14 protein-coding genes are annotated in these 12,624 nt (G+C 66.9%); 9 read left to right on the top strand and 5 right to left on the bottom strand.

The window, feature by feature from the left end:
• Positions 1-53: 53 nt before the first annotated feature.
• The 4 genes from KUG41_RS10535 to KUG41_RS10520 form a co-directional block, all read right to left on the bottom strand.
• A complete protein-coding gene (locus KUG41_RS10535) occupies positions 54-1,787 on the bottom strand; it encodes a glycosyltransferase family 39 protein (protein ID WP_216903946.1) in 1,734 nt (577 codons plus the stop codon).
• 188 nt (positions 1,788-1,975) lie between these two features.
• On the bottom strand, positions 1,976-2,761 hold the full coding sequence (locus KUG41_RS10530; RefSeq protein ID WP_216903944.1) for a 20S proteasome subunit A/B: 786 nt from the start codon (positions 2,759-2,761) through the stop codon (positions 1,976-1,978).
• On the bottom strand, positions 2,761-3,771 hold the full coding sequence (locus KUG41_RS10525) for a heat-inducible transcriptional repressor HrcA (RefSeq protein ID WP_216903942.1): 1,011 nt from the start codon (positions 3,769-3,771) through the stop codon (positions 2,761-2,763). Before KUG41_RS10525 ends, KUG41_RS10530 begins: the two co-directional genes overlap by 1 nt.
• Before the next feature lie 108 nt (positions 3,772-3,879).
• Positions 3,880-4,242, bottom strand: coding sequence for a rhodanese-like domain-containing protein (locus tag KUG41_RS10520; protein ID WP_216903940.1), 363 nt, complete (start codon positions 4,240-4,242; stop codon positions 3,880-3,882).
• Between the two features lie 55 nt (positions 4,243-4,297).
• On the opposite strand from KUG41_RS10520, the gene KUG41_RS10515 reads away from it, so the two are divergent.
• The 9 genes from KUG41_RS10515 to KUG41_RS10475 all read left to right on the top strand — a co-directional run bounded on the left by KUG41_RS10515 (position 4,298) and on the right by KUG41_RS10475 (position 12,263).
• Positions 4,298-5,932 carry a DUF3352 domain-containing protein gene (locus KUG41_RS10515; RefSeq protein WP_216903938.1) on the top strand — a complete coding sequence of 545 codons (1,635 nt, stop codon included), beginning with the start codon at positions 4,298-4,300 and terminating at the stop codon, positions 5,930-5,932.
• Positions 5,933-5,934: 2 nt separating this feature from the next.
• Entirely contained in the window at positions 5,935-6,495 is a 561-nt protein-coding gene (locus KUG41_RS10510; RefSeq protein ID WP_216903936.1) for a histidine phosphatase family protein, read from the top strand.
• 68 nt (positions 6,496-6,563) lie between these two features.
• A complete protein-coding gene (locus KUG41_RS10505; protein ID WP_216904033.1) occupies positions 6,564-7,772 on the top strand; it encodes a citrate synthase in 1,209 nt (402 codons plus the stop codon).
• Positions 7,773-7,826: 54 nt separating this feature from the next.
• Entirely contained in the window at positions 7,827-8,978 is a 1,152-nt protein-coding gene (nuoH, locus tag KUG41_RS10500) for an NADH-quinone oxidoreductase subunit NuoH (RefSeq protein ID WP_216903928.1), read from the top strand.
• 80 nt (positions 8,979-9,058) lie between these two features.
• The gene (gene ndhI / locus KUG41_RS10495; RefSeq protein WP_216903926.1) at positions 9,059-9,688 is read left to right on the top strand and encodes an NAD(P)H-quinone oxidoreductase subunit I; all 630 of its coding nucleotides are present in this window, start codon (positions 9,059-9,061) and stop codon (positions 9,686-9,688) included.
• Positions 9,688-10,314 carry an NADH-quinone oxidoreductase subunit J gene (locus tag KUG41_RS10490; protein WP_216903924.1) on the top strand — a complete coding sequence of 209 codons (627 nt, stop codon included), beginning with the start codon at positions 9,688-9,690 and terminating at the stop codon, positions 10,312-10,314. The genes ndhI and KUG41_RS10490 overlap by 1 nt, the downstream gene beginning before the upstream one ends.
• Positions 10,311-10,640, top strand: a complete 330-nt coding sequence (nuoK, locus tag KUG41_RS10485) for an NADH-quinone oxidoreductase subunit NuoK (protein WP_216903922.1) — start codon at positions 10,311-10,313, stop codon at positions 10,638-10,640. Before KUG41_RS10490 ends, nuoK begins: the two co-directional genes overlap by 4 nt.
• Before the next feature lie 27 nt (positions 10,641-10,667).
• Positions 10,668-11,657: an NAD(+) kinase gene (locus KUG41_RS10480; RefSeq protein WP_216903920.1), complete on the top strand. Its 990-nt coding sequence runs from the start codon at positions 10,668-10,670 to the stop codon at positions 11,655-11,657.
• Between the two features lie 48 nt (positions 11,658-11,705).
• Positions 11,706-12,263 carry a CYTH domain-containing protein gene (locus KUG41_RS10475; protein ID WP_216903918.1) on the top strand — a complete coding sequence of 186 codons (558 nt, stop codon included), beginning with the start codon at positions 11,706-11,708 and terminating at the stop codon, positions 12,261-12,263.
• A gap of 6 nt (positions 12,264-12,269) precedes the next feature.
• Here the strand turns inward: KUG41_RS10475 and KUG41_RS10470 are convergent, their stop codons facing one another.
• A complete protein-coding gene (locus KUG41_RS10470) occupies positions 12,270-12,536 on the bottom strand; it encodes a helix-turn-helix transcriptional regulator (protein ID WP_216904031.1) in 267 nt (88 codons plus the stop codon).
• Between the last annotated feature and the right edge of the window lie 88 nt (positions 12,537-12,624).

The raw sequence follows: 12,624 nt of genomic DNA, 5'->3' as shown, positions 1-12,624 counted from the left end.
TAGCACTCAGCTCCGTGGCCCCTTTTCTGCCCTTGGATCCCAAAGTGATCTGATCACCTGTTTTTCACAAGCACCTCAAAATGATCGCCCGGCTGGGAGCAGGATTCACAATAGGTGATCTGGGCATATCGATTTCCAGAGCACCGGTCGCCATCAATCGCGCGATAGAATCTGAGAGGTTCGAGGATGAAAAAGTTGGCCTTGATGTTTCGACAGACCTGCTGATCCTTCAGGTCGTTGTATAGTTTCGCAGTGTCGGCGAAATGCAACGAGGTGTCTGAATAGCCGGGATAGGTGATCGTGAATCCCTCGGTCTGGCTGTTGTCGCGCCCAATGGATGCCAGGATGGTGCGCTGTGCGCTGATCGCATCGCTCAGGATAAGCAAGAGCAGCATGCCAGTGGCAACGAAAGCGAGTGGACGTTTCGGTTGAAAAAATGGGTAGGCAAAAACCTCCTTTGAGGGTGGTGAAGCCAAGAGGATCGGGACACAGGAAACCATCAGATAACAAGTGATCAGATAATAGCGCTCAGAACTCAGCTGCACGAAAATTGGTAAGACGACAAAGGCAAATATTGGATAGAGATAAAAGATCAGGTCGATGTCGCAGGTTGCGCCCTTGGTCTTGATGGCCGCCAGGATGACCCTGGAGGTCAACCACGCATAGATGCCCAGCAGAACGATCCAGAACCCATGAGAGATGATCAGGTAGTCATCCTGAAGAGGATGCATCATGATCCTCTGAAGCGGTAGCACGCTGGTCAGTGAGCCAAGAAGTCCCCAGGTGTGTTTGGTATAAAGAACCCACGGACTTCTGCCCCCAAAGTCGGCCATGAGCCCAATGATGACAGCGGCCGTGATCACGGTGGCAAGGCCGAACTGTCGGGCTTGGACATGCCTGGCCAGAGGCAGTATCGCTTTTCCGGCCTCGGCCAGGCGCTGGCAGAGCCTGGCGATCATCTGCTCACAGAAATCAGCAGAAGAGCGGCTCACAAATGAAGAAAAACAAAGGACGAACGCCACCATGAAAATCACCGCCACAAGCCATTGTCTCTGGGCATCGCCGATGATTGGCTTGAGGACAATCAGAATGGCTGCGAAGGCAACGGTGAGGATTGAAAGATGTAATAGTCTTGACGCGAACGTCTTTTGATGGCTGTCGGAGGCGCTCAGAACGTAAAGACAGGCAGAGCTCAGAAAGAAGGCAAAAAGATTGGAGAGGAAGATGAAATGGTTGAACACGCCCAATGACGATGTGATGGCGAAAGCCAGGCCTGCACCGTTGTTCATTCTTCCTTGATGGATGGCACCCAGCAGGATGCTGATCTGAATGCTGACCAGGAGAAACTGCAGGGCAGTGACTTCCCACGCAACGCGGGCATTGACGACAATGAAAGGAGAGCACACCACGATCAGAAGTAAGAAGGCAACCGCCCTCTTGCTTCTGTACCTGTGCAGTGACCAGGTCAGCAGGGCAACGGCGAGGAGATTGGCAATGGCTCCCACGCTTCGCAGGGTCCAGACGCTGGTCCCCCCGAGGCGAAAGGCGACGGAGACAAGCCATGGATAGGCGGCTCCGGTGCGGTGATTGACGCCATGGATGGTTTGGATGCCCCGCTGCAGCACATCAAGGCTTGCCAGACCAAATCTCGCTTCATCGGCGTGGAGGCCGGGCATCAAAGCAAGGCGATACAGGACAAGCCATCCCAGGTAAAGGAACAGTCCTGATGCGGCGGCTATCGCGGCCGTGTTCAGCAGCCCGCTTCTTGTAGGCATCTTCTTCGGCAAGACAGGAGGGGATGCGCAGGAAGGGATGCAGGCCATTCATCAGCCCTTTCCCCAGACCTGCAGGCCTGACGGGTGGGTCAGTGGATGGCAACTTGATTTCGAAAGCTACTGCGTATGGCGCGTTCTGCTCAGCAGGATCCAGCACCAGCGGCTCCTACATCTGCCCCGGCCTGGGGCGGCAGGCCCTGTCAGAGAGGATCCTGTTCCCACGGGAAGCGGGGCAGCTTGTTGACCCCCTCCTTCATGTGTCGTGTCCACACCTCCATGGTGCGTGTGATCTCGGCAGCGTCCTTGTCCAGCTTCAGATGGCGGCCCACCTTCAGCGAGTCCCTGCGCACAAGGGCGATTTCAAAAGGTGGCCCCACGGTCAGGTTGGAACGGCGGGTGACGATCTCCGACACCAGGCAGAGGCGGGCGGCATCCTCCAGGGACAGACCCACATGGCCGATGTAATCCAGCGGTGGTTTGCCGTATTTGGTCTCACCGATCTGCAGGAAGGGTGTGTCGGCGGTGGCCATGATCGCGTTGCCCTGGGGATAGATCATGTAGAGGCCGTGGGGCTGGCCGGCGATCTGGCCGCCGAGGATGAAGCTGGCTTCGCCGCTGGCCCCCGCCTGGCGCAGGTTGGGGTTGAATTCCTTCTGCACCATCACGTTGAGCCGGCCGATGTAGTCGGCCACCTCGAACAGGTAGCGGGCCGTGAGCAGATCCGGCCCTGCCGGAGGATCATCCTTGCGGGCCCACTGGGGGCTGGGGCCGGCCCCGTGGTTCTCGATGTCGCGGCGGATGCGGTTCAGCACCGCCTGGGTGGTGCCCAGGTTGCCGGCAGCCATCAGCACGAACAGCCGATCGGGAGCCGGCTCCAGCACATGCATCTTGCTGTAGCAGGAGATGTAGTCCACCCCAGCGTTGGTGCGGGAGTCGGAGGCGAGCACCAGGCCGCTGTCGAGCAGGAAGCCGAGGCAATAGGTCATCAGCTCAGCAGCCTCTCCAGGATCGTGGCCACCGACTGCACTGCCGCGCGGGCCGTGGCGTAGGCCATGCGCATGGGCCCCACCAGGGCCACCTGGCCGCGGCCGCCGTGGCCCGAGCGGTAGGTGGCCTGGACCACGGAGCAGCGGCCGAGGGCCGCATGGGGATGCTCGCTTCCGATCCAGATGGTGTCAGTCGATGCGGTGTCGCCGCCGCCGGCGGGGCCCAGCACGGCGCGGGGACCATGCTCCACGAGCTGCACCAGGGGCAGCAGGCTGGAGGTGTGGCTGAATTCCGGTTGGCTCAGCAGACCGCCCAGGCCCGCCGCCACCACCGCATCGAGCTCCTCGCTGCGGATCCTGCCGTGGCTTTCCAGGGCCTGGCGCAGCAGGCCGCCGCTGCGCCGCAGTTCCGCCGGCAGCCGTTCCCAGGGAATGCGGCCATGGCCGCATTCCCGCAGCTGCTGGTTGCTCCAGCGCTCCAGGATCGGCAGCTCCTCCTCCAGACCGGCGCCCAGGCGCAGGTTGAGGCTGGTGCTGAAGTCGGGACCCTGGACGAGGAACACCAGCAGCCGGTCGCCACTGGGCACCAGCCGCACCGCCTGCAGCAGGGGGCTGGGCCGCTGGGGACGGGTGATCAGGCTCAGCAGGCCAGTCAGATCGGCCAGACGGCGGGCCAGGTGCAGCAGCAGGTCATCGAGGGCTGCCCACTGCAGGCTCAGCCCGGCCAGTTCCCGCTCCAGCTGAAGGGCGGCGGCCCCCGGAGCCGGCAGCAGCTGATCCACGTAGAGCCGATAGCCCCGCTGGCTGGGGATCCGGCCGGCGGAGGTGTGCGGCTGGGTCAGCAGACCGCGCTGCTCCAGCGCCCCCATGGCCGTCCGCACGGTGGCGGGACTGGCCGGCAGCCCGAAACGCCGCACCAGGGTGTGGCTGCCCACGGGTTCGACGGTGTCCACGTAATGCCGCACCGTGGCCCGCAGCACCTCCTCTTGTCGGCGCGGCAATGTATCCAAAAGCTGGGTAGGGGGAGTGAAAGAAAACCGGAAGATCGATCCTAGGCAGGCGATGCCCTTTCCCCGCTCTTCTCAGTGGCTTGGTAACGGGGGATCAGTGACGGGGGGTCAGTAACGGGGCACCCCGGGGTCCACCTCCCGGCTCCAGGCATCGATCCCGCCCTGCAGATTCCAGACGTCGTCGTAGCCCTGCTCCTGGATCAGCCAGCAGCCGAAGTCCCAGCTGCGGATGCCGCCATGGCAGAGCACCACCACCGGCTGGCTCCGCCCCAGCCGGTTCGCCAGTTGGGGCATCCATTCCCCGTGGCGGCTCAGGGGCAGATGCAGCACCGCGTGGGGCAGGCGGGCCAGGGCCAGTTCGGCGTCCTCGCGCACGTCCACGATCTGTAGCGGTTCCCCCGCCTCGAGCCGGCGCTGCAGCTCCGCTGCGGGAAGGCTCCGGGGGGTCCCCGGGCGGGTCGGCTCGTCCATGGCGGGCGTGGGAGGGGGGGGTGGCGTCAGGATGGAGCCATCCTGCTGAGAAAGCATGAAGGCCCGCCCTTTCCTGGCGGTGCTGCTGGCCCTGGTGCTGGTGGTGTTCGGACTGGGGCTCGGTGGCTGGTGGCTGGTGTGGCAGCGCAGTGCCCTGCGGCTTCAGCGCCTGCCCCTGGGGATTCCCCGGGCCGCCCGGTTCGTGCCCCGCGAGGCGCCCCTCAGCCTGTACCTGTTCAGCGACGGCGACCAGCCGGTGGACTACGCCAGGGCCGTTGCCCCGCCCCGTCAGCGGCGCCAGGCGGCGGAGGCGGTGGCCCGCCTGCGCGACGGGGCCTTCGCCGCCGCGGGGCTCGACTACGACGGCGAACTGCGCTCTTGGCTGGCGGCACCGGTCGGCCTTGCCCTGTTCGAGCCACCCCCCTCCCCCGGTGGCCCGGCCGGCTCCGCTGCGGCAGCAGCGCCCTCCCGGGGAGGCTGGCTGCTGGCCCTGGGCAGCCGCGACGACGACGGTGCCCGTCGCTTCCTGCAGCGTTTCTGGCAGACCCGCAGCCTGGCTGGCACGGATCTGCAGATCAGCACCTACCGGGGCATGGGTCTGATCAGCGGCCAGGGGGCCCTGCTCGGACGCTCACCCATGCCCCTGGCCACGGCCCTGGTGGATGACGACCTGGTACTGATCGCCTCGGGCCGTGGGGTTCTGGAGCAGGCCCTCGACGTGTCCCAGATCGCCGAGCTCAACCAGGCCGGCCAGCCCTCCTTCCAGGACGGACTGCGCCGCCTGGGCTCCGGTGCCGCCCTGCTCCAGGCCGGACCTGCGGCCCTCGAGCGCTGGCTGGGCCTGCCCCTGCCGGTGGGGGCCGACCAGCGGCCCGGGGATCTGCTTGTGGCCCTGAGGCCCGAGGGGCGGGGCCTGCGGCTGAACGGCCTGCTGGGGCTGCCGCCGGAAACGGTGCTGCCCGTGGTGGGCGCGGACGCGGGGCTGGGCCGGGAGCTGCTGGAGGGGCTGCGCGGTCCTGCCGCCAGCCTCGCCCTGGTGCAGGATCCGGCCGCGGTGGCCACGATTCCCCTGCTGCAGCCCCTGCTTTCGAGGATGGTGGGGGGCGATGGCTCGGCGGGTCCGCTGCCGGCCCTGGTGAGGGCCTCCGCGGCCGGGCCGCTGCTGGCCGCCTCCACTGGTGAGCAGTGGCTGCTCGGCACGGCGGCCGATCGGCCTGATGCCGCGGTGGTGGAGGCCGCCCTGGCGGACCAGGGACTGATCGCCGCCCCACTGGAGGTCGACGGCCATCCGCTGCGGGTCTGGACCCGGCTGCAGGCCGGCTCCGGACGCCGGGACGGCAAGCCCGAGCAGCTGCAGGCTCCGCTGGCAGGCTGGCGCTGGCAGCGGGACGACCAGGCCTGGTGGGGCGAATCCCTGGGTCAGCTGGAGCGCTTCGACGGGCCTCTCAGGAAGGGCGGCCGCCGCCCGCAGGAGCAGCTGGAGGCGCTTGCCGGTCCTGACGCGACCCTGCAATGGGCCCTGGAGGGTCCCCGAGCCCGGTCCCTGTTGGCCGCCTGGCAGCCGTGGCAGCGCCTCACCGCCCTGGCCGGCGGCTCCCTCTCCGATCCGGTCGAGGGGTTGGCCCTGGCCCTGAAGGGAGAGCCCGACGGCCTGGTGGTGCAGGGTCGCCTCGACTTCGGAGCCCCCTGAGGATGGCCGCACAGGCAAGGGAACTGCTGCTGCTGCGCCACGGCATCGCCGAGGAGCGTCGTCCCGGCCTCCTCGACCCGGGCCGGGAGCTCACCTCCACCGGCCGGATCCGCACCCGGGCGGTGCTGGACCGGGCCGCCCAGCTGGGTCTGAAGGCCGACCGGCTCCTCTCCAGCCCCCTTGCCCGGGCCCGGCAGACCGGGGAGATCGCCCTGGCGGCCGGAATGGCCGATGCCCTTGAGCTGGCCCAGGCCCTGGAGCCAGGAGGCGATCCCCTGCCGCTGCTGCCGGTCTGGCTGGTTGCGGGGGGGGACGCTGGTTCCGCCCCTGCGGCCTCGGAACCCCCATCGCCTTTCCCGCGACGGCTGCTTCTGGTGGGCCACGAGCCCGATCTGGGTCTGCTGGCCGCCCGGCTGCTGGGGGCCGAGCCCGGAGCCATCAGCCTGCGCAAGGCGGGCATGGCCCTGCTGCGGCTTCCTCCCGCCGAGACCGGCACCCCCCTGGCCGGGAGTGCCCGTCTGGAGTGGCTGGTGCGCCCGAAACTCTGGCTGCCCTGCCCCTGAGCCGGCAGCGGGCGCTACGTCAATCCCGGTTTCCTGCGCCTAAGTTCATGCCACCCACAGGAAACGGCATGGCGGCGGAGTGCAACCCAGAGGCGAATCACCCTCAGGGCACCCCTCTCCCGCCGGAGCCGACGACGCCCCCCTTCCGGCCGGGTCTGGAGGGGGTGCCCGCCACCCAGTCGGCCATCTGCGACATCGACGGCCTGAAGGGGCTGCTCACCTACCGGGGCTATCCCCTCGAGCAGCTGGCCAGTCACAGCAGCTTCCTCGAAACCGCCTATCTGCTGATCTGGGGGGAACTCCCCACCATTTTCCAACTGCGGGAATTCGAGCAGGAGGTGCAGATGCACCGGCGGGTGAGTTTCCGCATCCGCGACATGATGAAGTGCTTCCCGGCCACGGGACACCCCATGGATGCCCTGCAGGCCAGCGCCGCCTCCCTGGGGCTCTTCTATTCCCGCCGGGCCCTCTACGACCCCCAGTACATCGTCGACGCGGTGGTGCGTCTGATCGCCAAGATCCCCACGATGGTGGCGGCGTTCCAACTGATCCGCAAAGGCCAGGATCCGATCCAGCCCCGCGACGACCTGGCCTACTCGGCCAACTTCCTCTACATGCTCACCGAGCGGGAGCCCGATCCCCTGGCGGCCCGGATCTTCGATGCCTGCCTGATCCTGCACGCGGAGCACAGCCTCAACGCCAGCACCTTCAGTGCCCGGGTCACGGCCAGCACCCTCACCGACCCCTACGCCGTGGTGGCCTCGGCGGTGGGCACCCTGGCCGGGCCGCTGCACGGCGGCGCCAACGAGGACGTGCTCGACATGCTTGACCAGATCGGCAGCATCGACCAGGTGGAGCCCTGGCTCGACCGGGCCATCGCCGAGAAGCAGAAGATCATGGGCTTCGGTCATCGTGAATATCGGGTCAAGGATCCCCGAGCCGTGATCCTGCAGGGCTTGGCGGAGGAGCTATTCCAGCGCTTCGGTCACGACGCCATGTACGACGTGGCCCTCAGGCTCGAGGAGGTGGCGGCCCGCAAGCTGGGGCCGAAGGGCATCTTCCCGAACGTCGACTTCTACTCCGGACTGGTGTACCGAAAACTCGGTATTCCGCGCGACCTGTTCACCCCCATCTTCGCCATCGCCCGTACGGCAGGATGGCTTGCCCACTGGAAGGAACAACTGGGTGCCAACCGCATCTACCGTCCCTCGCAGATCTACACGGGCTGCAGCGAGCGGGGCTGGCTTCCCCTCGAGAGCCGTCCCGTCCCGGGCTGATTTCTGTCCGGCCGCCCCCTGACCCCCTAGGTTCCCCTCCACCGGAGTTCTCTGATGCTGTCCACTGGCTTGCTGGGTGCCGCCGTCGTCGCCCCCGGGCTCGACCTCCAGTCGAGCTTCATCGATCTGGCCCAGAACGCGGGGCTGACGGCCGGGGCGGCCCGTCTGCTCTGGCTGCCCCTGCCGATGCTGCTGGTGCTGGTGGGCGCCGTGGTCGGCGTTCTCGTGAGCGTGTGGCTGGAGCGCAAGATCTCCGCCGCGGTGCAGCAGCGGATCGGCCCGGAGTACGCCGGCGCCCTGGGCGTCCTCCAGCCCCTCGCCGACGGCCTCAAGCTGGTGTTCAAGGAGGACATCATTCCGGCCCGGGCCGACACCCTCCTGTTCAGCCTCGGGCCGGTGCTGGTGGTGGTGCCGGTGATCCTGTCCTGGCTGGTGGTGCCCTTCGGTCAGAACCTGCTGATCAGCAACGTGGGCGTGGGCATCTTCCTCTGGATCGCCCTGAGCAGCATTCAGCCCATCGGCCTGCTGATGAGCGGCTACTCGAGCAACAACAAGTACTCCCTCCTGGGAGGCCTGCGGGCTGCGGCCCAGTCGATCAGCTACGAGATTCCCCTGGCCCTGGCGGTGCTGGCGGTGGTGATGATGAGCAACTCCCTCAGCACCGTCGACATCGTCGCCCAGCAGACCGGCGCCGGCATCTTCAGCTGGAACATCTGGCGCCAGCCGGTGGGCTTCGTGATCTTCTGGATCTGCGCCCTGGCCGAGTGCGAGCGGCTGCCCTTCGACCTGCCGGAGGCGGAGGAGGAGCTGGTGGCCGGCTACCAGACCGAGTACGCCGGCATGAAGTTCGCCCTCTTCTATCTGGGCAGCTACATCAACCTGGTGCTCTCCGCCCTGCTGGTGTCGGTGCTCTACCTGGGCGGCTGGAGCTTCCCGATCCCGGTGGAATGGATCACCGGCTGGCTGGGGGTCTCTCCCGATGCCCCCCTGGTGCAGGTCATCACCGGCTCGATCGGCATCGTCAGCACGATCCTCAAGGCCTACCTGCTGGTCTTCTTCGCGATCCTGCTGCGCTGGACCACCCCCCGGGTGCGGATCGACCAGCTGCTCGACCTGGGCTGGAAGTTCCTGCTGCCCATCGCCCTGGTCAACCTGCTGGTCACCGCAGGGCTCAAGCTGGCCTTCCCGGCCGCCTTCGGCGGCTGAACCCGGTCCACGGATACCAACAACCTGGCTCCTTCGGGGCCATCATGGTGCCCACCCCGTAACCCCCCTCGCTTCCAGCCATGTTCGGGTTTCTCAAGCAAGTCGGTGACTACACCCGGGACGCGGTGAGCGCGGCCCAGACCATGACCCAGGGTCTGGCGGTGACCTTCGACCACCTGCGCCGGCGGCCGATCACGGTGCAGTATCCCTACGAGAAGCTGATCCCCTCGGAGCGTTACCGGGGCCGGATCCACTACGAACTCGACAAGTGCATCTCCTGTGAGGTGTGTGTGCGGGTATGCCCCATCAATCTGCCGGTGGTCGACTGGGTGATGAACAAGGCCACCAAGAAGAAGGAACTGCGCAACTACTCGATCGATTTCGGGGTGTGCATCTTCTGCGGCAACTGTGTGGAGTACTGCCCCACCAACTGCCTCTCCATGACCGAGGAATACGAACTGGCGGCCTTTGATCGCCACAGCCTCAACTACGACAACGTCGCCCTCGGCCGCCTGCCCACCAGCGTCACCTCCGATCCGGCGGTGTTCGCCCTGCGCGAACTGGCCTACCTTCCCAAGGGCGCCATGGACCCCCATGGGGTGCCCGCCGATGCGCCCCGGGCCGGCCAGCTCCCCGCCCAGGTGCTGGAGACCCTGCCCAAGGCCACCCCGGCTGGAGCCGCCCCTTCCGACAGCACCGGAGCTTCCTGATGACGATCGCCTCCACCACCCAGCAGATCTGCTTCCTGGTGCTGTCCGCCGCCGTGGTGGCCGGATCCCTGGGCGTCGTGCTGCTCCCCAACATCGTCTATTCGGCCTTTCTGCTCGGCGGCGTCTTCCTGTCGGTGTCCGGTCTCTACCTGCTGCTCAACGCCAGCTTCGTGGCGGCGGCCCAGATCCTCGTCTACGTCGGCGCCGTCAACGTCCTGATCCTGTTCGCGATCATGCTGGTGAACAAGAAGGAAACCCTCGCGGCCATCCCCGGTCTGCTGGTGCGCCGGTTGCTCTCCGGTGCGGTGTGCGGCGGGCTGTTCGCCCTGCTGCTGCGGGTGGCCTTCACCACCCCCTGGGCCCTGCCCGGTCCGGTCCCGGTGGGCGAGGAAGCCACCATCCGCATCGGCGAGCATCTCTTCACCGACTATCTGCTGCCCTTCGAGCTGGCCTCGGTGCTGCTGCTGATGGCCATGATCGGCGCCATCGTGCTCGCCCGACGCGATGTCTTCAGCACCGATGTGATCACCGGTGAACCGGCCGACCAGGGACTGATCGAGAAGGATCGCACCCCCCTGCTGATTGAGAAAGCAACTCCCGAGCCCACCCTGCTCTCCAAGCCATGATCTCCGACGCCGCGTCTCCGATTCCCCTTGAGGCCTTCCTGGCCGTGGCGGCCCTGCTGTTCTGCACGGGCGTCTGGGGCCTGATCAACAGCCGCAATGCCGTGCGGGTGCTGATGAGCATCGAACTGATGCTGAATGCCGTCAACATCAACCTGATGGCCTTCTCCGACTACCTCGATGGCCAGCTGATCCGCGGCCAGGTGTTCGCCATCTTCGTGATCACCGTGGCGGCGGCGGAGGCGGCGGTGGGCCTGGCGATTCTGCTGTCGCTCTACCGCAACCGTGAAACGGTGGACATGGAGCGCTTCAACCTGTTGCGCTGGTAGACGTGACAGGTTTCCGCGAGCCGGCCGATGCGGCTTGAGAGGGTCTGGCTGATTGTGCGCAATGGCAGTCAGGCCGCCCAGCGTCAGGCACGCCGTTGCGCCCAGGATCTGCGCTCCCAGGGGGTGATCGTCACCACCGCGGTCAGCGGGCTGGCCGTCAATCCCTTCCCTGGCCTGCTGGCCACCGAGCCCGAGCTGCCCGATCTGGCCGTGGTGCTGGGTGGGGATGGCACCGTGCTGGGCGCTGCCCGCCATCTGGCCCGTTTCGGTGTGCCGGTGCTGAGCTTTAACGTCGGCGGTCACCTGGGCTTCCTCACCCATGAACGACGTCTGCTGCGGCTCCGGGGTGAGGCCAACGGCGACGACGGCAGCCAGGCGCCGGACGACAATCTGTGGCAGCGGCTGCGGGACGACCGTTTCGCCATCCAGCAGCGGATGATGCTGGAAGCGCGGATCGACCGGGGGGACGGGGTGCCCCAGGAGGGGGACGTCCCCTCAGGTGGGGAGCAGGACGACGTCGGTGATGGGCCCCACGCGGCCCTGAACGACTTCTACTTCCGTCCCTGCCTCGATGAACTCTCGCCCACCTGCGTGCTGGAACTGGAGATCGACGGGGAGGTGGTGGATCAGTACCGGGGCGATGGGCTGATCATCGCCACGCCCACCGGCTCCACCGGCTACGCCATGGCCGCCGGGGGACCCATTCTCCACCCCGGCATCGAGGCGATCGTGGTCACACCGATCTGCCCCATGAGCCTCTCCAGCCGGGCCGTGGTGGTGCCGCCCCGCTCCAGGCTGTCGGTCTGGCCCCTGGGGGAGGCCAGCCGAAGGGTGAGGCTCTGGAAGGACGGCGCCCATGCCACCGTGCTGGAACCCGGCGATCGCTGCGTCCTGGAGCGGGGACGCCATCCCTCCCTGATGCTGCAGCTGGAGCAGAGTCCCTCCTATTACCGCACCCTCACCCACAAGCTCCACTGGGCCGGCAGTCTCACCGCTGGCGAGCCGTCCCGCAATTGAGCGCCCCCAGCGGACCGCCCCATCAGCCTCCCTGCCGCCGCCTTCGCCATGGCCCTGGAAATCGAGCGTCGCTTCCTGGTCCGTGGTGTCCAGTGGCGCGGCCATGTGCTTCGGCAGACCACGATCCGCCAGGGCTACCTGGTGACGGAAGCGCAGGGGCTCACCCTGCGGGTGCGACTGGCCCGCCCTCTCCAGGGAGCCGAAACGGCTACCCTCACCCTCAAGGCACCGGTGCCCCGGCAGCAGGCTGCTGCAGCGGCAGCTCCGGCAGGCCAGCCCCTGGCGCGGCTGGAGTTTGAGTATCCGATCCCAACCGCTGACGGGGAAGACCTGCTGGCCCTCGGCGACCATCGGCTGATCAAGACCCGCTACGACCTGGATCTGGCTGGAGGCGACTGGGTGCTGGACGTGTTCGGAGGTGTCAACGCCCCGCTGGTGGTGGCGGAGGTGGAGCTGGACAGGGTCGACTGCCCTGTTCACCCGCCCGTCTGGTGTGTCCAGGACATCACCGGCCGCCGTGACCTCAGCAATGCCGCCCTGGCCCGGCGGCCCCTGAGCGACTGGCCTGAGGAGGCACGGCAGGCCCTGCTGGCGGAGGTCAGCTGAGAGGGATCAGCCGGGCAGCGGAACCTGGCCGTCGCCGGGCAGGGCACAGCAGTTGAAGCCGTCACGGCAGATCTTGCCGTTGTCCATGGCCCAGTTCAGCAGGGCCACCCGGTTCTTGGCACCGGTCTTGGTGAAGATGTTGCTGACATGGTTGTCGACCGTGCGCTTGCTGATGGTGAGCTGGCCGGCGATCTCCTGGTTGGTGAGGCCAGTGGCCACCAGCTCGATGATCTCGATTTCCCGTTCCGACAGCTCGCTGCGTGGGTGCACCATGGGCCGCTCCAGGGACAGGGAAGGCGCCGGTTGCCTGCGTTCAGCCATCGGCTCCAGGGCAGCGGAGCTTCACTCTAGGCAGCTGCTG

Origin of the sequence: Synechococcus sp. CCY 9618 (genome assembly GCF_019038415.1) — a bacterium.
Lineage (GTDB): Bacteria > Cyanobacteriota > Cyanobacteriia > PCC-6307 > Cyanobiaceae > Cyanobium.
The sequence above is the reverse complement of the archived record's forward strand: the minus strand, read 5'-3'. Positions and strand labels throughout refer to the sequence as shown.